This is a genomic window from Nonomuraea sp. NPDC059194 (assembly GCF_042754765.1).
Taxonomy (GTDB): domain Bacteria; phylum Actinomycetota; class Actinomycetes; order Streptosporangiales; family Streptosporangiaceae; genus Nonomuraea.
In genome coordinates this window covers 89,195-108,191 of the sequence record NZ_JBHZBH010000015.1, presented here as the reverse complement: position 1 = coordinate 108,191, position 18,997 = coordinate 89,195, and the positions used below count along the sequence as shown (strand labels likewise).

Sequence of the window (18,997 nt, the reverse complement as noted above, 5' to 3'; positions counted from 1 at the left end):
TTCGCGGGGGGATCAAAGGTGGGCAAGTAGCACACTATCCGGACAGATCAAGGAGATCCACCGCTTGCCGTACTCCGTCTTCCACCCGTAGTCGAGCGGCCAGTCGAGGATTCGGTACGGCCCGCGCCAGCCTCGCCGCCAGCCGCTCGGCGGTCAGACGCCTGACGGGCAGCGGCGCGGGGCCCGCCCGGAGCGCGGCGACGCGCGCGCCCCAGAAGTGCTGGTCGGCGAAGAACGGGCAGACGATGTTCGGCACGCCCGCCGTGAGGCCGGTCGCCGTGGTCCCGGCCCCGCCGTGGTGGACGACGGCGGACACGAGCGGGAAGAGCGCGGCGTGATCGACGTCCTCGACCGGCAGGACCGTCTCCGATCGCTCCACGTCCAGCCTCTGGACCACGGCCCGCACGCCCGCCAGCCTGAGCGCCTGGAGCACCCGCATGGCCAGCCCCTTCGGCGGCCGCATGCTGCCGAACCCGACGAACACCGGCCGGGGCCCTTCGCCGACGAACGCCGCAACCTCCTCCGTCAACGACCCGGGCGGGAGCCGCCAGTAACCGGTGAGGTGGACCCTGGCGGGCCAGTCCCGCGGCCTCGGCACGACCAGCGGGCTCACCGCGCAGAGCACGGGTGCCTCGGGCCGTCCGCGCGCGGGCCCGAGCCCGAGCACCGAACGCCTGAGCCGGTCGACCATCCGGTCGAGCACCAGCGAGCTCAGTTTCTCGATCAGCGCGTAGCTGGCCCTGTTGCCCCACCCGCCGAGCGTGCGCACGGGCACGAGCGGGTTCGGGAAGGCGGCCGTCGGGTGGCTGGGCTGGAAGTGCATGAGCCGGTACGGCATGCCGTACCGCTCCGAGAGGTGCGCGCCCATGCCGCCGAGCGCGGGCGCGAGGACCAGGTCGGCGTCGCGGACGGCGGCGTCGACCTCGGCCACGAGCCGTTCCGCGAGCGGCTCGACGACCCGTTTGAAGCCGGAGACGAACCCGAACGGGCCGCTGCGCAGCCACGCCTGGCCCTCGTCCGAGTCGAGGACGGCCACGGGATCCACGCTGAGCGGCGCGAGCGTGAGCCCGCCCATCAGCGGGGCGTAGCGCGGCGCGGCGACCACGGTGACGTCGTGCCCGCGTGCCCGCACGCCGTGGCCGAGCGCGACGCACGGCTGGGTGTCGCCCCTCGACCCGAACGCCAGAATCGCGACCTTCACCGCACCGCCAGCAGACTCACCACCGCGCCGACCAGGACCAGCGCCGCCGCCACCAGCAGCCCCGCCGCGTACCCCGAGGCGAACGTCTGCGCGCTCTGCACGATCACCCCGATCGCCGCGATCCCGAACAGCCCCGAGATCTCCCTGCCCACGGTGAAGACGCCGCCCGCGACCCCCGCCCGCGACTCGGGGACCGCCCCCAGCACCGCCGACCCGAGCGGCATCGTCAGCGCCGACCCGATCCCGATCGCGCACACGGCGGGCAGCAGTTCGCCCCACCCGTCGCCGGGCCCGAGGAAGGCGACCACCGCCATCCCCGCGGCCACGAGCACCAGGCCGGCCGCGACGGTCCTGCCCGCGCCCAGCCGCCGTTCCACCATCGGCACCAGCGGCGTCACCGCCACCACCAGGACGGCCAGCGGCACGAACGCCGCCCCCGAGGCGGTCGGCGAGAAGCCCAGCACCCCCTGCAGGAAGATCGCCGTGTAGAAGAAGACGCCGTTCACGCCGAGGCCCCACAACACCTGCGCGACCACGCCGCCGGTGAAGGACCGGGCCGCGAACAGCGCCAGGTCCACCATCGGCTCGGCCGCCCGCCGTTCGACCACCACGAACGCCACGGCCCCCGCCGCGGACGCCATCGCCGCCGCGACGATCAGGGGCGACGTCCAGCCGTACTCGGAGCCGTGGATGAGCGCGAACGTCCCTGCCGACAGCACCACCGCGGAGGCCGCCACCCCCGGCAGGTCGACGCGCGCCGCGCCCTGCCGCCTGCCCTCGGGCACGACCGCGAGGGCCAGCGCGATCACCGCCGCCCCGAGCGGCACGTTGATCAGGAACACCCAACTCCAGTGCGCGTGCTGGCTGAGGTAGCCGCCGACCACCGGCCCGAGCGCCAGCGCGCCCGCTCCCGACGCCATCCACACCGCCACGCCCGCCGACCGTTGCCGATCGTCTTTTCCGGCGAGTACGGCAAGCGTCGCGGGCAGGATCAGCGCCGCGCCCACCCCCTGGACCAGCCGTGCGGCGATCAGCAGCTGGATCGTCGTCGCCAGTCCCGCCCCCAGAGACGCTCCCGTGAATGTCACCAGGCCCGCGACGAGCACCTTCCTGCGCCCGTAGACGTCGGCGAGCCTGCCGCCAGCGAGCATCAGCCCCGCGAAGGTCATGATGTAGCCGGTCGCCACCCACTCCAGCGCGGCGAGGCTCGCGCCGAGGTCCGCCCTGATGGTGGGGAGGGCGACGGTGACGACCGTGTTGTCCAGCGTCGTTACGAACCCGGCGAGCGCGACGACCAGCAGGAGCGGCCACGCCCTGGTGGCCGGGGCCTGGCGGAGGGCGGTCTGGGTCATCCGTCCACCTCCTGCCAGCGCCAGCCGTCTGGACCCGTCCTGACCACCCTGGTTCGCGGCTGGACCTTCACCCAGGTCAGCCGGGGTTCGGGGGGCTCGTCGGCGGGCTGTACCTTCGGTTCCTGGCGGGGCCTTCGGGGAGCGGTGGTGCCGGGGTAGGGGTTGAGCCCGCGCTTGCGCCTCACGGCCTGCGGCGGGGGCAGGCAGGGCGACAGGATGGGATCGGTGTCCGCCCCGAACCGGAGCACCGGCCCTGGACCGGCGTCGGAGGAGCTGCCGGGCGCAGGCCGGAACGACCCCGGGATGGCGGGGCCAGGGGCAGGCGACCTCGGGACAGCGGGGCCGGGTCCGCGAGAGACCGGGGCGGCGGGGCCGGGATCGGGCGACCTCGGGAGGACGGCAGCCGGCCGGGCGGGAGAAGCAGGTGCGGGCCGGGTGGGAGGAGCGGGCCTTATGGCGGCAGCGGGCCGGGTGGGAGGAGCCAGAGCGCGGGCGGAGGCGGGGGCGGGGGCGGCTGCAGGTCCGGAGGCGGGGTGGTCGGTGATGTGCTCGCGTAGCTCGATCCTGCGGTGGAGGCCGCGTAACGGCCCCGGCAGCCACCAGTTCGCCGCCCCCATCAGCCGCATCGTCGCGGGCACCAACAGCGCCCGCACCAGCGTCGCGTCGACCACGATCGCCACGAACATCCCCACCCCGAGCAGCTTCACGATCGTGATCCCCGCCGTCGAGAACGCCCCGATGACCACCAGCAGCAGCAGCGCGGCGCTGGTGATGATCCCGCCGGTCTTCTGCAGCCCGGCGGCGACGGCGGCCGTGTTGTCGCCGGTACGCAGCCACTCGGCCCGCACCCGGGACAGCAGGAACAGCTCGTAGTCCATCGATAGCCCGAACACCACCGCGAGGATCAGCACCGTGACCGTCGCCTCGACGGTGCCCGTGGGCGTGAAGCCGAGGAAGGAGGCCAGGTTCCCGTACTGGAACGCCCACACGATCACCCCGAACGAGGCGCCGATCGACAGGACGTTCATCAGCAGTGCCTTGACCGGCAGTAGCAGCGACCCGAACGCCGCGAACAGCAGGACGAACGTGGCCCCGCACACCACGAGCGCCATCCACGGCAGGGTCGCGGCGAGGCTGGCGATGAGGTCCAGTTGCGCGGCGGTGGGCCCGCCGACGACCACCGACCTGACGTTGGGCTCGGGCTCCATGGATCGGATCAGCGTGACCAGCGACCGCGCCGGCGACGACATCGGGTCGCCCTCGTAGCGGACGGCCAGCCGTACCGCGCCGTTGGCCTGGGAGAAGCCGGTGACGTCGACGCCCGTGACTCCGGGAAGGCGGCGCAGCCGGTCTCTGAAGGGTTTGACGTCCGCGGGCTGCACCGGCGTGACGGGGCTGACGACCGTGTGGCCCTGGCCGAGCGGGCCGGGCGCCAGCGGATCGCCTTCCTGGAAGTCGCGTTCGACCAGCACGTGGACGTCGATGGCGGCCATGGAGTTCCTGGCGAAGGAGGTGTCGATCGTCTCGGCGACCTGGCGGCTCTCGACCCGCGAGGGCAGCACCCTGTGGTCGACGTTGCCGAACTTCACGTCGACGAACGGCATCGCAAGAGAGATCAGCACGGCGGTGACGCCGACGAGGTACAGCATCGGTGTACGCATCACGCTGGAGGCGACGGCGTGCCACGCACCGCCGTTCCCCCGCCCGCCGAAGGACGGGGTGAGGCGCAGCGCGTCCACCCGCCGCCCGAGGATCCCGAGGACGGCGGGCAGCACGACCAGCGCAGCCGCCATTGCGACGAGCACGACCGCGGCGGCGCCGAGCCCGATCGAGCGCAGGAACATCTGCGGGAACAGCAGCAGCCCGAGCAGCGCGGTCGCCACCGTCAGCCCCGAGAAGGCCACGGTCCTTCCGGCGGTGGCCATGGTCGCCACGACGGCCGCCTCGGTGGACACCCCTCGCCTGATCTCCTCGCGGAAGGCGCTGAGCACGAACAGGGAGTAGTCGATCGCCAGGCCGAGCCCGAGCATGGTGACGACGTTCAGCGAGAACACCGACACGTCGGTGACCTCGGTCAGCAGCCGCAGCAGCACCAGCGCGCCGAGCACCGACAGCAGCCCGACCAGCAGCGGCAGGCCCGCGGCGACGAGGCTGCCGAAGACCAGCACGAGCAGCACGAGCAGGACCGGCATGGAGATCGCCTCGGCCCTGGCCAGGTCGGCGCCCGTCTGCGTGTTGAGGTCGTCGAGCAGCGGCACGGATCCGCCGATCTTGACGGTGAGCCCCTGGACGGTCCGCAGCTTCTGCTCGATGGCGGCGTAGGCGCGCTGCTTGTCGCCCTTGAGGGTGATCAGCGCGTAGGTGGAGCGCGAGTCCCGCGAGATCATCGTGTCGGCGTGGGTGGTCCAGTAGGTCGCCATCCGCCGCACGTGGGTGGACGGCAGGCGGCGCAGCGAGTCGTGGACGGCCTTCTTGTACCGCTTGTCGCGGACCGTCACCGTGGGATGGGCGTAGAGCACCACCACGTCGGGCGAGTCGCCGCTGTACCAGTCGTCGTTCCAGGTCGCCGCCGTGGTCGACTCGGCCGCGGGGTCCTCGAACCCGCCGTCGGCCATCCGCCCGAACAGCTCCATGCCGAAGGGCGCGACGGCCGCCGCGACGGCCACGCTCAGGACGAGGAGCGTCCAGCGGCCGCGGTAGACGAACCGGCCCAGCGACTCAAACAAACGCGCCCTCCAGGTAGGCCCGCTGGCAGGCCCGCCGGGCGATCTTCCCGCTGGAGGTGCGCGGCACGGCGCCCGCCGCCACCAGCACGACCTGCGCCGCCACCTTGTGCTCGCGGGAGATCGCGGCACGGATCTCACTGATCACGCTGTCCTCGTCGCGGGCGAGCCGCGACCACTCGGCCACGACGACGAGCCGCTCGGTCTCGGCGCCCGCCACCGCGAACGCGGCCACGTGCCCCTTGCGCACGCCGTCGGAGGCCTCCTGGACGGTCGCCTCGATGTCCTGCGGGTAGTGGTTGCGCCCGTCCACGATCACCAGGTCCTTGATCCGCCCGGTGATGTAGAGCTCGCCGTCGTGGATCACCCCGAGGTCGCCGGTGCGCAGCCATCCGTCGGCGAAGACCTCGGCGGTGCGCTCGGGGTCGCGCCAGTAGGCGCGGGCCACGTTCGGTCCCCGCACCTGGATCTCCCCCACCTGGCCGTCACCGGGCGAGTCGATCCGCAGTTGCTGCCCTGTCGGCCTGCCGCAGGAGACGAGCGTGCTGACGTGTCCCTCTCCTCGGTACGGCACGGCCCGCCCCTGCGCCAGCGCGTCCCTGTCGAAGTCGGTGACCAGCGGAGGAGCGTCGGTCGAGCCCGCCGCGACGAAGACCGTCGCCTCGGCCAGGCCGTAGCCGGGGGTGTGGGCCTCGGGGCGCAGGCCGTATGGACCGAAGACGGACGCGAAGTGGGAGATCGTCGACGGCCGTACCGGCTCGGCCCCGTTGAGCATGACCCTGACCCCCGACAGGTCGAGCCCTTCGAGGTCGGCCGGGTCGGTGGCCCTGGCGGCGGTGTACTCGAAGGCGAAGTTCGGCCCGCCGGTGTAGACGTCCGGGTGCCCTGACAGCAGCCGCATCCACCGCGTCGGCTTCATGACGAACGCCACCGGGTCCATGAACACCGCGCGGTTCCCACCGACGATCGGGCACGCCATGATCGCGATCAGCCCCATGTCGTGGAAGAGCGGCAGCCACAGCGCGGCCACCGAGGTGCGCGGCCTGGCGCCGAATGCCTCCCACAGCTGGGCGGCGTTGGCGCCGACGTTGCCGTGCGAGATCTCCACGCCCGCGGGCGACCTGGTCGAGCCCGAGGTGTACTGCAGGTAGGCGAGGTCGTCGGGGCCGATCGGCTCGTCCTCCCACTCGTCGGCGAGCAGGTCGGAGACGGTGTCCACGGCGATGACGGCCTTGGCGGGCGGCAGGTCGGCCATGGCGGCGCTGGTGCTGGTCGTCAGCACGACCACCGGGTCGGCGTCGGCGTAGGCGAGGGCCAGCCGCTCGGCGTGGCCGGGCAGCCCTGGCGAGAACAGCGGCACCGCCACGACGCGGGCGTACATGGCGCCGAGCAGCGCCACCACGTACTCCAGGCTCTGCGGCGCGAGGATCGCCGCCCGGTCGCCGGGCGCGCAGACCTCGCGCAGCCGTACGGCCAGCGCCCGCGCCTTGAGGTCGACCTGCCGCCACGTCAGCGTGTGCTCGCGCCCGCCACCCTGGGAGTCGGCGCCCAGGTAATCGACGAAGGTGTAGGCGGGCGCGTCGGGGATCTCCCGCGCCCATCGCGCGACCCGGCCGATCAGAACGTCCACGCCGAAAGTCCCCTCGCCGCTGACAGGGACCTAGCAAATTACGGCAGAAAGCCCTGTGATTCTTGCCAAAGGCCTGCACATTCCGCATCCGGTCTTGTCACCAGCGTGACAACCGGCGCTAGGCGATGATGATGCGGATGGCCACGCCCGAGCAGTCGTTGGCCACGCACACCCGCACCGGCACGTCGTAGGCGCCCGCCCGCTTCGGCACCCCGCCGACGTGCCCGTCGGGCCCGATCGAGACGCCCGGCGGGAGCTGGCGGGGGTCGATGACGGTGAAGGTCGGCAGCACTCCTGGTGGGCCGCCCTCGATCTCGATCTGGCCCTCGATCATCTCGTCGACCCTGCCGGGGAAGGTGAGCTGGCTGGGCCACCACGATGTCCGCTCGTGCACGATGACGGTGATCGGTTCGGCCGTGCACTTGTCTGCTTGGCACATGGTGACCATGGCGGTGTAGGTGCCGGGCCTGGTCGGCCTGCCGTACAGGAAGCCGAGCTCGGAGACGCCGACGCCGGGGGCGACCTGGGCGCGCTCGAAACGCTGCACGTGGTCGGTGGTCAGCAGCCGCTCGTCGACCACGACCCCCTCGGTGAGGTTGAAGACGTTGTCGACGAGCAGGTCGGGCTGGTTGACGTTCCTGACCACCGGGGTGTCGCGGATCATGGAGATGGAGTGCGTGCCTATGGTGGGAAGCAGTGGCATGGCCGCGCACAGGGCGACGATGGCCGCGAGCGCCAGCCATTTCAACTGCATGACCGATTACTACCCCTTTGCCGCTCAGCGTCACACTCGTCGCACACGGACATAATCAGGACATGGCTGAATCCGCCCAGACGCTCGAACGCGGGCTCCATCTCCTCAGACTGCTCGCCGACGGCCATGGCGGGCGCACGCCGACCGAGCTCGCGGCCCAGCTCTCGCTGAGCCGTCCCGTGGTCTACCGGTTGCTGACCTCGCTGCAGAACGAGGGGTTCGTCCGGCGCGACCGTGAGGGCAGGGTCCACCTCGGGTACGGCGTGCTGGTGCTGGCCCAGGCCGTACAGCCGCTGCTGAGGGCGGCGGCGCTGCCGACGCTGCGCAGGCTGGCCGAGCACGTCGGCGCGACCGCGCACCTCACGGTGGCCGAGGGCGACGACGGCCTGGCCGTGGCCGTGGTGGAGCCCTCGTGGACGAACATGCACGTCGCCTACCGGGAGGGCGCGCGGCATCCGCTCAGCAAGGGCGCGGCGGGGCAGGCGATCCTGGCGATGCGTTCGGGCGAGAGCGGTTATCTCGTCACGGAGGGGCAGTTGCAGGAGGGCGCGCGCGGCGTCGCCGCCCCGGTCACAGGGCTGCCGTGGCTGGAGGCGTCGGTGGGCGTGGTGACGTTCGGGCCGCTGGAGGAGGAGGTAGGACCCCAGGTGGTGCAGGCCGCCCAGGAGCTCACCGTCGCGCTTGGTTGACATCCGGCGTCCGATAAAGCACCTTGAATACGGATAGAGGACACAATTGTCCGATTAACGGACGGAGTTGCGATGCCGTACTACCGCCAGGTGGGCGAGATCCCGCGCAAGCGCCACGTGCAGTTCAAGCGCCCAGACGGCGGACTGTACGCCGAGGAGTTGATGGGCGAGGAGGGCTTCTCCTCCGACTCCTCACTGCTGTACCACCGCTACCTGCCGACGGCGATCATCAAGGCCGAGGCGGTCGAGTCGCCGCTCCCCCTGACCACCTCTCCCAACCTGCCGCTCTCCCCGCGCCACTTCCGCACCCAGGACCTGACGAGCGCGGGCGACCTGGTCAACGGGCGGATCCTGCTGTCGGCCAACAACGACGTCCGATTGTCGTACGCCACGACCGACCAGCCCAGCGAGCTGTACCGCAACTCCAAGGGCGACGAGTGCGTCTACATCCAGCGGGGCAACGTCCGCTTCGAGTCGACGTACGGCGCCATCGAGGCCGGAGAGGGCGACTACGTCGTGATCCCCACCGGCACGATCCACCGCTGGGTGCCGTCGGGCCAGGTGAACGCGTTGGTCATCGAGGCGTCCGGGCACATCAGGCCGCCCAAGCGCTACCTGTCGAAGGACGGCCAGTTCCTCGAGCACGCCCCCTACTGCGAGCGTGACCTGCGGACGCCGCAGGAGCCGCTGATCGAGGAGGGCGAGGAGGTCCCCGTCCTGGTGCGCACCCGCGGCGGGCTCACCAGGCTGACCTACCGCAACCACCCCTTCGACGTCGTCGGATGGGACGGATACCTCTACCCTTACGCCTTCAACATCGAGGACTTCGAGCCGGTGGTGAAGAAGACGCACGCGCCGCCGCCGGTCCACCAGACCTTCGAGGGTCCCGGCTTCGTGGTCTGCTCGTTCATGCCGCGCCCGCTCGACTTCCACCCCGAGGCGGTGCCGATCCCCTACAACCACCACAACGTCGACTCCGACGAGTTCATGTTCTACGTGGGCGGCGACTACTCCGCGAGGGCGGGTTCGGGCATCGATGTCGGCTCCATCTCCCTGCATCCCGCGGGCTTCACCCATGGGCCGCAGCCCGGCGCGGTCGAGGCGGTGATCGCCGCGGGCGCCACCCACACCAGCGAGATGGCCGTCATGGTCGACACCTTCCGCCCGCTCGACCTCGGCGACGGCGCGCTGGCCTGCGAGGACCCCGGCTACGCCTGGACCTGGGCCCGATGAGCGCCCTCGAGTGCGGCACCCCGCCGCTGAAGACGACGCTCTTCTTCGCGCTGATCGACGACGCGGGGCTGTTCCCGCCCACCTCCCTGCACATGGACGAGGCGGTGGCCCGCCACCAGCGCGATCTGGACTCGGGCAGCACCGTGCTGACCCACCGCTTCCTCTGCCCGGCCAGCCGCCTCGACGGCCTGCGCAGGCAGGCCCAGCAGCCGCGGCTGATCGGGCTGATCGTCGACACCGAGACCGTTCCCGACTTCTCCGACCTGCCGGTCGACTTCGTCGAGAGCCGCGAGATCGTGCCGGTGCCCGAGCACGTCAGGCTGTTCGTCGAGGTCCACCCCAAGCACATCCCGCACGTGCCGCACGGGGTGAGTCTCAAAGTCCGATGCGGCGGCATGACCGCCGACGCCTTCCCCTCGGTCGCCGAACTGGCCGAGTTCATCACCCACTGCGTCGAGCGCGACCAGCCGTTCAAGGCCACCGCCGGGCTCCACCACGCCGTCCGCCACTTCGACCCGTCGCTCGGCGTCGACCGGCACGGCTTCCTCAACCTCGTCCTGGCCGTCTGCGCGGCCATCGAGAAGCGCGACCCGATGCGGGTGCTCGCCTCCACCGACGTGGGCGATCTCGTACGGCAGGCGCAGGCCATACCCGAGGAGACCGCGGTGAAGGCCAGGAACATCCTGGTCAGCTACGGCTCGTGCAGCACCACCGCGCCACTCGACGACCTGAAGACCCTCGGATTGGACGCTTGATGAGCTGGGGACTCGACAACCTGCCCTACGGGGTCTTCTCGCAGTCGGGCCGGCCGCCCCGCGTCGGCGTGCGGTACGGCGACGCCGTCCTCGACCTGGCCGCCGCCCTGCACGACGAGGTGTTCGCCACCGGGTCGCTGAACGCCTTCATGGCGCGCGGCCACCGGGCCTGGCGGGACACCCGCGCGTTGATCGTCAACAAGCTGTCGACCGACAGGTCCGTCGCCGAGGCCCACCTGGTGCCCCTCGACCAGGTGACGCTCCACCTGCCGTTCGAGGTGGCCGACTACGTCGACTTCTACTGCTCGATCGAGCACGCGTCGAACCTGGGCAGGATGTTCCGCCCCGACGAGGAGCCGCTGAAGCCGAACTGGCGGCACCTGCCCGTCGGCTACCACGGCCGCGCGGGCACCGTCGTCGTGTCCGGCACCCCCGTCGCCCGCCCGAACGGCCAGCTCGGCGCGGGCAGGTTCGGGCCGACCGCGAAGCTGGACATCGAGGCCGAGCTGGGCTTCGTCGTGGGCTCGCCTGACGGGGCCTCCTTCGAGGAGCGGGTCTTCGGAGTGACGCTGGTCAACGACTGGAGCGCGCGCGACATCCAGGCGTGGGAGTACGTACCGCTCGGCCCCTTCCTCGGCAAGTCGTTCGCGACCTCGATCTCGCCGTGGGTGACGCCGCTGGAGGCGCTGCCCAGGGTCCCGGGACGGGCGCAGGAGCCCGCGCCGCTGCCGTACCTGTCGCGGGAGGGCGACTGGGGGCTGGACATCGCGCTGGAGGTCGAGCTGAACGGCGAGGTCGTCTCGCGGCCGCCGTACCGGAACATGTACTGGACGCCCGACCAGATGCTCTCCCACATGACGGTGAACGGCGCGACGCTGAGGACGGGCGATCTGTTCGCCAGCGGCACAATCTCCGGGGACAGCCCTGACACGCGGGGGTCGTTCATCGAGCTCACGTGGAACGGGACGGAACCCCTCAAGCTGGGCGAAGGACAGATCAGGACGTTCTTGGAGGACGGGGACACCGTCACGATCCGCGCCACGGCGGGAGACATCAGTTTGGGCGAAGTGTCAGGCACCATCACCCAACGTGCTTGACCGTATACTCCTCGCTACACTTCTGGGGCTTCCCCCGGAGTGAAGGAGTCAGATGCGGCACGCCCTCCCGCTGCTCGTCGGCCCGCCGCTCGGCGGGCAGCGGCTTGCCGGACTACGGCTTGGCGGCTTGGCGCTGTGGCTCGGCGGCCTGCTGGTCTGCGGGCTGCTGGTCGGTGGCTGCGCCCCGGTGACGGCGCAGGCACCCCCGCCTCCCGCGCCGGTGATCGCCGTCTCGCCCGCCTTCGACGATCTCGACGCCAGGCCCGACAAGGGTCTGGTCGTCAGGGCCAGGGGCGGCAAACTCGGCAGGGTCTCGGTCCACGCCGGCGGCACCCCGATCCCCGGCACACTCGACGCGACGGGCACCGTCTGGCGCTCGACCTGGACCCTTCCGCCCGGCGTCGAACACGCCGTGACCGCCAGCGCGACGGTGCCCGGCGGTCCCACCACGCGGGCCGTGGGACGCTTCCGCACCCGGGCGGCCCAGCACACGTTCAAGGTGCGCTCCGTCTCACCGACGCCCGGCGAGACCGTCGGCGTCGGCATGCCCATCGTCGTCACCTTCGACACCCCCATCAGGGACAAGGCCGCCGTCGAGCGTGCCCTGGAGGTGCGCGCCACCAAACCGCTCCAGGGGGCGTGGCGGTGGGTGAGCGATACCGAGGCCGTCTACCGCACCAGGCACTACTGGCCGGCCAGGCAGCAGGTCGCGGTCACCGCCCACCTCGCGGGCGTCAGATCCGCCCCCGGCGTGTACGGCACCGCCGACCACGCGCTCGCCTTCACCGTCGGGCGTAAGCAGTCGAGCACCGTCGACACCGTCAGCCACCAGATGGTCGTGCGCCGCGACGGCCAGGTCGTGCAGCGGATGGCCATCAGCGCGGGCAACGCCACGACCCGCGAGTACACCACGACCAGCGGCGTCCACCTGACCATGGAGAAGGGCAACCCGGTCAGGATGGTCTCTCCAGGACGGGAGAAGGGCGACCCTGGCTTCTACGACCTGCTGATCGACCACGCGGTGCGGATCTCCAACAGCGGCGAGTACGTCCACGCCAAGGACAACGTCTGGGCCCAGGGGCGGTTCAACGTCAGCCACGGATGCGTCAACGCCCGGCCCGACCAGGCGGCCTGGTTCTACGCGACGTCACTGCGCGGCGACCCCGTCACGATCGTCGGGACGTCCCGCGAGCTGGAGTGGCACAACGGGTGGGGCTACTGGCAACTGCCCTGGGAACGGTGGATCAAGGGCAGCGCCCTCCACGACCCCTGACGACCGGGCCGGACCACCCCGCATCCCGCGTCCACCCGGCAAGTCCCCTATCTCGGGGCTTGTGGAGGCTGCCATGCCGGTAATCGGGGGATTACGGTAGAGGGGGAAACCTCGTCGGGACACGGGCCCGTTCTCCTTCCAGGAGGGCCGGAGTATGGATGATTGGGTCATCTGGATAATCCTCGCCGTCGTGCTCGGCGTGGCCGAGATCTTCTCCCTCACCGCGGCGCTCGGCCTGCTGGGCGCCGCCGCTCTGCTCACCTCGCTGGTGGCGGCCCTCGGGCTGCCGATACCCCTCCAGCTCCTCGTGTTCACCCTCGCCTCGGCCGCGGGCCTGCTGGTGGTCAGGCCGATCGCCATGCGAAGCATCCGCCAGCCCCCGCACCAGCGCTTCGGCGTCGAGGCGCTGGTGGGCAAGTCCGCCTACGTCGTCAGCGAGGTGACCGGCCGTTCGGGCCTGGTCCGCATCGGCGGGGAGGAGTGGACGGCGCGGGCCTACGACGACACGGTGGTGATCCCGGCCGGAGCGACCGTCGACGTCATCGAGATCGAGGGGGCAACCGCCCTCGTCTACCCTCGGGAGTGATCATATGGCGCTACTCATCGCGGGACTGGTCGTCGCGTTGTTCGCGGTGTTCACCGTGCTGCGTGCCGTTCGGATTGTGCCCCAGGCCCGCGCGCGCAACGTGGAGCGTCTGGGCCGCTACCACCGCACGCTGAAGCCTGGCCTGAACTTCGTGATCCCCTACATCGACCGCGTCTACCCGATGATCGACCTGCGTGAGCAGGTCGTCTCGTTCCGGCCGCAGCCCGTCATCACCGAGGACAACCTGGTCGTCGAGATCGACACCGTCCTCTACTTCCAGGTCACCGACCCGCGCGCGGCCGCCTACGAGATCGCCAACTACATCCAGGCGGTGGAGCAGCTCACCGTCACCACGCTGCGCAACGTCGTCGGCTCCATGGACCTGGAGAAGACGCTCACCTCCCGCGACACCATCAACAGCCAGCTGCGCGGCGTCCTCGACGAGGCCACGGGCAAGTGGGGGCTGCGCGTCAACCGGGTGGAGATCAAGGCGATCGACCCGCCCAAGACGATCAAGGACGCGATGGAGAAGCAGATGCGCGCCGAGCGGGACAAGCGCGCCGCCATCCTGAGCGCCGAGGGGCAGCGGCAGTCGCAGATCCTGACGGCCGAGGGCGACAAGCAGGGCGCGATCCTACGCGCCGAGGGCGAGCGCACCGCCGCCATCCTCAAGGCCGAGGGTCAGTCGCGGGCGATCGACCAGGTGTTCCAGGCCGTCCACCGTAACGACCCCGACCCCAAGCTGCTCGCCTACCAGTACCTCCAGGTGCTGCCGCAGCTCGCCCAGGGTGAGGGCAACACGTTCTGGGTCATTCCCAGCGAGGTGACCTCGGCCCTGCAAGGCGTCTCGAAGGCGTTCACCGAGGCCCTGCCGCCGTCCGCGGCCACGCGCATGCCGTCCGCCGACATCTCAGAGGCGGAGGCGGAGATCGCGCGCGCGTCCGAGGCGGCCGCCGAGGCCGTCGCCGACGCCCGCGAGGCGGAGACCACCTCGGGTCCGCGCCAGCTACCGCCCCACATCCCCGAGCCCTCTCCCTTCCCCGACCTGGAGAAGAACCGTCAGGAGGCCTGAACGAGGACAGGGGCCGCACCGGCGGCCCCTGCTCCGGTCAGCCCTTGCCCTGCAGGAAGACGTCGTGCCCCGCGTCGACGTCAGGTCCGAGGAAGCCGTTCGGGTCGTCGACCAGCGCGCACTCAGCGACCGGCCCGGCGGAGACACCCGTCCAGATCCCGGCGACCGTCATGTCGGTGTCCTCGCGGACGCTGAACTCCAGCACCGCCGTCTGCCCCTCCTTCACCCGCGAAGGATCGATCGTGAAGCCGGGGACGGCGCTCTCCACGGATAGCTGCCCGATCAGCCCCACGCCTGTATGAGGTCATCAGGCCCGTAGTGAGCCGCCAGGCCCCCGACGGTCACGCCCGATCTGGATACCGCGACCATGGGCAGAGCCTCGGCTCCCGCGATGGCTCCCTGCGCACGAGCGAGCGCGACAAGGTCATGGTTGTCGAAGGGCCGATCTTCGAGCCATTTGATGGACCCGGCGAACGACAGTCGCTTGGCGATCGGCCCCCGGTCCGCGCCCACCAGGTCGATCTCCACGTCGTTCGCCCGAGTCCAGTACGCACCCACCTCCGCGACGTGCGGAAACCGGTCGTCAGGCAGCAACCTGGCCAGCGCCTCGCGAACGACCGGCTCCACGGCCCGCCCGCGCCATGAGGTCCAGCCGTCCCGTATCCGGCGGACCACCACGTCCGACCTGTCGCGTTCCAGCAAGGGAAGCGCGGGCTCCAGAAAGCGCGCCCAGAAACGCAGGTAGGGGTCGGCGACCCGATACCTCTTCTCCTTGGGCGGGCGCAGCCCAAGCGGAAGCTCCGCGACCACCATGCGCTTCCTCGTGAGCAGCTCAAGAGAACGGGTGGCGGTTGCCGCCGACAGACCGCCCGACGCGCGCGAAATGTTGGTGAAGGTCCTTTCGCCCGACCCGATGACTCCGAGGACCTCCTTGGCGATGGCCTGCCTGGGGAATTCCGCTGCCAGAGCTCGTTCCGCGGACACGAGCAAGGGCGAGGTGGGATCGCGCAGTTCACGCTCGATGAATGTCCACAAGTCCTCCCCAGGCAGCCAGCAGGCGCAGATCAGGGGCAGGCCCCCGGTCACCAGCCAGGCGTCGAAAGCCTGCGCCGCTGGAAGCTCGGTCATCCACCCAACCTCCCTTGGGGTCAGGGGGCCGACCTTCATCTCCCTGCCTCGCTGGTAGAACGGCCGGCCATAGGTGGTGAGGGCTTCCATCACCGACAGGTCCGAACCGATGAGGATCAGCAGGACAGGTTTGCGTTCTAGGTAGCGGTCCCATGCTCGCTGCAGCGTCCCCTCGAACCCGGAATCCGCCTGTGCGAGGTAGGGAAGCTCATCGATCACCACGATGGTCGCCCTGTCGTCGGGCAGGATCTGGCTCAAAAGATGAAACGCGCCATCCCACGTGTCCAGTGGCGTCTTGGAAACCAGGTCGCGGCCAGGGAGCGTGGAAGCTGCCACGTCACGGCGGAACTGGGCCAGTTCCTGATCTACCTGGACGCCAGTGGCGGTGTAGTAGAGGACCGGCGCATCCGCGGTCAGGGTGAACTGCTCGACCAATCGCGATTTGCCCACGCGGCGCCGTCCGCGCATGATCAAGCACTGCCCGGGATGCTCACCACCGACCTGGACGCGCTCAAGGTGACGACGCAGGAGAGCCAGCTCCTGCGTTCGACCGATGAATTCCACCATCACATACTCTCATCGATGTTACTAACATGAATGATAGTTTCATGGATGAGTGTAAGAGCGCGGGCGGAGGTGCCCGCGCTCTCGCCGAACCGTCAGGGTCAGACCTGGCCGCGGTCGAAGTAGGCGATCAGCTCCGGGTCGAGCGGCGGCACGTCGTACGGCATGCCGCCGTCCCGCAGCGACATCGTGGCCATGTAGCCGGCGGCCACGCTCATGCGGGCGGCCACCGGTGAGGTGTCGGTGACGCCGCCCTCCCGCACGAACCTGTTGAACTCGCCGATGATCCCGGTGTCGGCGCCGCCGTGCGAGCCCTTCGCGTCAGGCACCTGGTAGGCGATGTCGCAGTCGTCGCGGTAGGACGACGGGCCGGTGTTCCACACCTTCACCGTGTCGCCGGGGCCGTCGCCGAAGTTCTCCAGCCTGCCCTCGGTCCCGATGACCGTGTAGTTGCGCACGTAGTCGGGGCTGAAGTGGCACTGCTGGTAGGCGGCGATGATCCCGTTGTCGAGCCGCATGTTCATGACCGACACGTCCTCCACGTCGACGACGTGGTGGAGGTTCTTCCGCTCGGTGGGCGGCCACTCGTACTCCTTCAGCCAGTTGTCGGGCCGGGGAGTGCCGGGCGCGCGCCGCGGCAGGTCGCCGTAGAGCATCAGGTCGCCGAACGCGTTGACCCTGGTGGTGTAGCCGTCGGCGAGCCAGTGGATGACGTCCAGGTCGTGCGCGGCCTTCTGCAGCAGCAGGCCGGTGGTGCGGGTGCGGTCGGCGTGCCAGTCCTTGAAGTAGTAGTCGCCGCCGTAGGACACGAAGTGACGCACCCAGATGGTCTTCGGCTCGCCGATGACGCCCTTCTGGATGATGTCGCGCATCAGGCGGACCACGCCCATGTGGCGCATGTTGTGCCCCACGTACAGCCTGGTCCCTGTCCGCTTCGCGGTGCGCAGGATGTTGTCGCAGCCTTCGACCGTGATGTGCAGCGGCTTTTCCAGGTAGACGGCCTTGCCCGCCTCCAGGGCCTCGACGGCGATGCGCTCGTGGGTGTCGTCGGGCGTCATCACGATGACGGCGTCGAGGTCCTTCCTGTCCAGCAGCTCGCGGTAGTCCTCGGTGAGGATCTCCGCCTCGAAGCGCCCCGCCTGACGCTTGAGCACTGCCGGGTCGGAGTCGCACAGCGCGGCCACGACCGACCCCTTGCCGGGCCGGTGCGCCGACAGCGCCAGGCTGGTTCGCAGCCCGAGGCCGATGACTCCGATGCGCAGGTCTTCCACTTCTGTCCTTTCCTAGGTGTACGGCGAGGGCTCAGCCCTTGGCGAGAGAGGCCTCATACTCGGCCTTCATCGCACTGCCGCCCTTGTCCATGTACTTCTTGACGAAGCTCTTCCACTCCGACAGCGGCTTACGGCCGGTGACAAGGTCGTCGATCATGTCCTTGCTCATCAGATGCAGCTCGCCGCTCTTCTGCGTGTAGGTGTCGGAGAAGTGGCCCGTCGTGATGCGCGGCTGGAGCATCGGCGCGACCTTGGTCTGGAAGTCGTGGATGAGCTTGGTGCGCTCGGGCTGTCCGGGCAGGAACAGCGCGGAGGGAGCGTTCATCACGAAGGAGAGCGGCTGCCAGGTGGTGGGCACCTCGGCCGCGCCCTTGTCGGTGAAGGTGAGGTCGCCGTCCTTCTTGGTGAAGTGCGTGCCCTCGACGCCGAAGTTGACGAGCTGGTACTCCTCGGTGCCGAACGGCGCGGCCAGGTAGTTGAGCACGCCGAGCAGCGTCTCGATGCGCGCCTTGTCGACCTTGTTGCTGATCGCGGTGAAACCGACGGAGCCGAGGGCCGCGTTGAAGACCGGCTTGGAGGAGGGGGTCGCGGCGAACGGCGCGACCGCGCCGAGGTTGTACTTCTGGCTCCTGGCGTCGTTGAGGAAGCCGGGGAAGGACTCGACGTAGGCGCCGATCTGGCCGTTGGCCACCTTGTCCTTGATGGTGGGCAGCGCGGGGTCGGGCCAGAACAGGTTGGCCTGGAAGCACTTGACGGCCAGTTCGATCGCGGCGAAGTACTCGTCCGTCTCGAACCAGTTGGTCAGCTTGCCGCCGTCGAGCTTCCACAAGTTCGGCGCGCCGTACCACTGGCTGAACATGTGCACGTGGTTGTAGTAGGACGGCTCGAGCGGGTACTTGTTCTTCTTGATGTCGAGCAGCTGCTTGGTCTTGGCGATGAAGTCGTCGGCGCTGGTGAAGGTGGCGCCACCGACCGGCTGCCAGTAGTCCTGGTTGACGCAGAAGACCTGGCCGAACTTGCTGTACGTCACGGCCACGCCGTACAGCTTGCCGTCGGTGACGGCCGACTTCCACGCCACGTCGCCGAGGTTGGCCAGGTTCGGATACTTCTTGATCGCGTCGCCGCTCAGGTAGGGCGTCAGGTCGTGGAACTTGGCGGCCAGCAGCTCGGGCACCCGCTGAAGGCCCTGGTTCGGCGGGAACCAGACGAGGTCGGGCAGGTCGTCGCTGGCGATGATCGCGTTGAACTTGTCGGGGTAGCCGTCACCGACCACGATGTTCATGGCCCACTCCGAGCCCAGCGCCTTGTTGAGCTCCTGCAGGTAGGCGTTCTGGCCAGGAGCGGGCGGCGCCACGTCCCACGTCTGGGTGAGCGAGGTGATCTTCTTGCCGTCGCCGGGCGGGGCGGTGACCGACTTGACCAGCTCGGTCGGGTACTTCAGGTAGGCCGGGTCCTGACCCGCGTCGATGGGCAGGTCGGGCGTGGGGATCTTCGCGGCGGTGAAGGTCGGGAGCGCGAGCTTCTTCGACAGCTCGGCGCCGCCCTTCTTGACACCGGCTGCGCCGCCACCCTCGCCCCCGCAGGCGGCGAGCCCTGCGACGGTGACGCCGGCGAGCGCGAGTCCGAGGAAGCCGCGGCGGGACATGGTTGTGGACATGGTTTCTCCTGG

General features: G+C 70.1%; 16 protein-coding genes. 7 read left to right on the top strand and 9 right to left on the bottom strand.

Going from position 1 to position 18,997, the window contains the following annotated elements; all coding sequences use genetic code 11:
• Window positions 1-34 precede the first annotated feature (34 nt).
• From ACFXJ8_RS20015 to ACFXJ8_RS19995, 5 genes are all read right to left on the bottom strand, one after another.
• A complete protein-coding gene (locus ACFXJ8_RS20015) occupies window positions 35-1,201 on the bottom strand; it encodes a glycosyltransferase (protein ID WP_379645404.1) in 1,167 nt (388 codons plus the stop codon).
• A complete protein-coding gene (locus ACFXJ8_RS20010; protein WP_379645403.1) occupies window positions 1,198-2,553 on the bottom strand; it encodes an MFS transporter in 1,356 nt (451 codons plus the stop codon). Before ACFXJ8_RS20010 ends, ACFXJ8_RS20015 begins: the two co-directional genes overlap by 4 nt.
• Complete coding sequence (locus ACFXJ8_RS20005) at window positions 2,550-5,279, bottom strand: MMPL family transporter (RefSeq protein ID WP_379645402.1); 2,730 nt, start codon at window positions 5,277-5,279, stop codon at window positions 2,550-2,552. Before ACFXJ8_RS20005 ends, ACFXJ8_RS20010 begins: the two co-directional genes overlap by 4 nt.
• On the bottom strand, window positions 5,272-6,906 hold the full coding sequence (locus ACFXJ8_RS20000) for a fatty acyl-AMP ligase (protein WP_379645401.1): 1,635 nt from the start codon (window positions 6,904-6,906) through the stop codon (window positions 5,272-5,274). Before ACFXJ8_RS20000 ends, ACFXJ8_RS20005 begins: the two co-directional genes overlap by 8 nt.
• Window positions 6,907-7,024: 118 nt before the next feature.
• The gene (locus ACFXJ8_RS19995; RefSeq protein ID WP_379645400.1) at window positions 7,025-7,660 is read right to left on the bottom strand and encodes a hypothetical protein; all 636 of its coding nucleotides are present in this window, start codon (window positions 7,658-7,660) and stop codon (window positions 7,025-7,027) included.
• A gap of 62 nt (window positions 7,661-7,722) precedes the next feature.
• Here ACFXJ8_RS19995 and ACFXJ8_RS19990 point away from each other — a divergent pair, with 62 nt between their 5' ends.
• The 7 genes from ACFXJ8_RS19990 (at window position 7,723) to ACFXJ8_RS19960 (ending at window position 14,365) form a co-directional block, all read left to right on the top strand.
• Entirely contained in the window at window positions 7,723-8,349 is a 627-nt protein-coding gene (locus ACFXJ8_RS19990) for an IclR family transcriptional regulator (RefSeq protein WP_379645399.1), read from the top strand.
• A 72-nt stretch (window positions 8,350-8,421) separates the two neighbouring features.
• Window positions 8,422-9,582 (top strand): homogentisate 1,2-dioxygenase, encoded by a 1,161-nt coding sequence (locus tag ACFXJ8_RS19985; RefSeq protein WP_379645398.1) that lies wholly within the window; start codon window positions 8,422-8,424, stop codon window positions 9,580-9,582.
• The gene (locus ACFXJ8_RS19980; RefSeq protein WP_379645397.1) at window positions 9,579-10,337 is read left to right on the top strand and encodes a hypothetical protein; all 759 of its coding nucleotides are present in this window, start codon (window positions 9,579-9,581) and stop codon (window positions 10,335-10,337) included. The genes ACFXJ8_RS19985 and ACFXJ8_RS19980 overlap by 4 nt, the downstream gene beginning before the upstream one ends.
• Window positions 10,337-11,434: a fumarylacetoacetase gene (fahA, locus tag ACFXJ8_RS19975; protein WP_379645396.1), complete on the top strand. Its 1,098-nt coding sequence runs from the start codon at window positions 10,337-10,339 to the stop codon at window positions 11,432-11,434. The genes ACFXJ8_RS19980 and fahA overlap by 1 nt, the downstream gene beginning before the upstream one ends.
• Window positions 11,435-11,486: 52 nt before the next feature.
• The gene (locus ACFXJ8_RS19970; RefSeq protein ID WP_379645395.1) at window positions 11,487-12,707 is read left to right on the top strand and encodes an Ig-like domain-containing protein; all 1,221 of its coding nucleotides are present in this window, start codon (window positions 11,487-11,489) and stop codon (window positions 12,705-12,707) included.
• Between the two features lie 154 nt (window positions 12,708-12,861).
• The gene (locus ACFXJ8_RS19965) at window positions 12,862-13,293 is read left to right on the top strand and encodes an NfeD family protein (protein ID WP_379645394.1); all 432 of its coding nucleotides are present in this window, start codon (window positions 12,862-12,864) and stop codon (window positions 13,291-13,293) included.
• Window positions 13,294-13,297: 4 nt separating this feature from the next.
• The gene (locus tag ACFXJ8_RS19960) at window positions 13,298-14,365 is read left to right on the top strand and encodes an SPFH domain-containing protein (RefSeq protein ID WP_379645393.1); all 1,068 of its coding nucleotides are present in this window, start codon (window positions 13,298-13,300) and stop codon (window positions 14,363-14,365) included.
• 37 nt (window positions 14,366-14,402) lie between these two features.
• Here ACFXJ8_RS19960 and ACFXJ8_RS19955 read toward each other — a convergent pair whose 3' ends face one another.
• From ACFXJ8_RS19955 to ACFXJ8_RS19940, 4 genes are all read right to left on the bottom strand, one after another.
• A complete protein-coding gene (locus ACFXJ8_RS19955; protein ID WP_379645392.1) occupies window positions 14,403-14,633 on the bottom strand; it encodes a hypothetical protein in 231 nt (76 codons plus the stop codon).
• Between the two features lie 14 nt (window positions 14,634-14,647).
• Window positions 14,648-16,060: an ATP-binding protein gene (locus ACFXJ8_RS19950; RefSeq protein WP_379645391.1), complete on the bottom strand. Its 1,413-nt coding sequence runs from the start codon at window positions 16,058-16,060 to the stop codon at window positions 14,648-14,650.
• Window positions 16,061-16,158: 98 nt separating this feature from the next.
• Window positions 16,159-17,328, bottom strand: a complete 1,170-nt coding sequence (locus tag ACFXJ8_RS19945) for a Gfo/Idh/MocA family protein (RefSeq protein ID WP_379645390.1) — start codon at window positions 17,326-17,328, stop codon at window positions 16,159-16,161.
• A 31-nt stretch (window positions 17,329-17,359) separates the two neighbouring features.
• Entirely contained in the window at window positions 17,360-18,985 is a 1,626-nt protein-coding gene (locus ACFXJ8_RS19940; protein ID WP_379645389.1) for a hypothetical protein, read from the bottom strand.
• Window positions 18,986-18,997: the final 12 nt, after the last annotated feature.

What these genes read in the sequence shown, in the direction of transcription:
- ACFXJ8_RS19980 (WP_379645397.1), top strand. Translation starts at nt 9,579, where the DNA reads ATGAGCGCCCTCGAGTGCGGCACCCCGCCGCTGAAGACGACGCTCTTC.
- ACFXJ8_RS19990 (WP_379645399.1), top strand. Translation starts at nt 7,723, where the DNA reads ATGGCTGAATCCGCCCAGACGCTCGAACGCGGGCTCCATCTCCTCAGA.
- ACFXJ8_RS19940 (WP_379645389.1), bottom strand. Translation starts at nt 18,985, where the DNA reads ATGTCCACAACCATGTCCCGCCGCGGCTTCCTCGGACTCGCGCTCGCC.
- ACFXJ8_RS19950 (WP_379645391.1), bottom strand. Translation starts at nt 16,060, where the DNA reads ATGGTGGAATTCATCGGTCGAACGCAGGAGCTGGCTCTCCTGCGTCGT.
- ACFXJ8_RS19965 (WP_379645394.1), top strand. Translation starts at nt 12,862, where the DNA reads ATGGATGATTGGGTCATCTGGATAATCCTCGCCGTCGTGCTCGGCGTG.
- ACFXJ8_RS19970 (WP_379645395.1), top strand. Translation starts at nt 11,487, where the DNA reads ATGCGGCACGCCCTCCCGCTGCTCGTCGGCCCGCCGCTCGGCGGGCAG.
- fahA (WP_379645396.1), top strand. Translation starts at nt 10,337, where the DNA reads ATGAGCTGGGGACTCGACAACCTGCCCTACGGGGTCTTCTCGCAGTCG.
- ACFXJ8_RS19995 (WP_379645400.1), bottom strand. Translation starts at nt 7,660, where the DNA reads ATGCAGTTGAAATGGCTGGCGCTCGCGGCCATCGTCGCCCTGTGCGCG.
- ACFXJ8_RS19985 (WP_379645398.1), top strand. Translation starts at nt 8,422, where the DNA reads ATGCCGTACTACCGCCAGGTGGGCGAGATCCCGCGCAAGCGCCACGTG.
- ACFXJ8_RS20010 (WP_379645403.1), bottom strand. Translation starts at nt 2,553, where the DNA reads ATGACCCAGACCGCCCTCCGCCAGGCCCCGGCCACCAGGGCGTGGCCG.
- ACFXJ8_RS19960 (WP_379645393.1), top strand. Translation starts at nt 13,298, where the DNA reads ATGGCGCTACTCATCGCGGGACTGGTCGTCGCGTTGTTCGCGGTGTTC.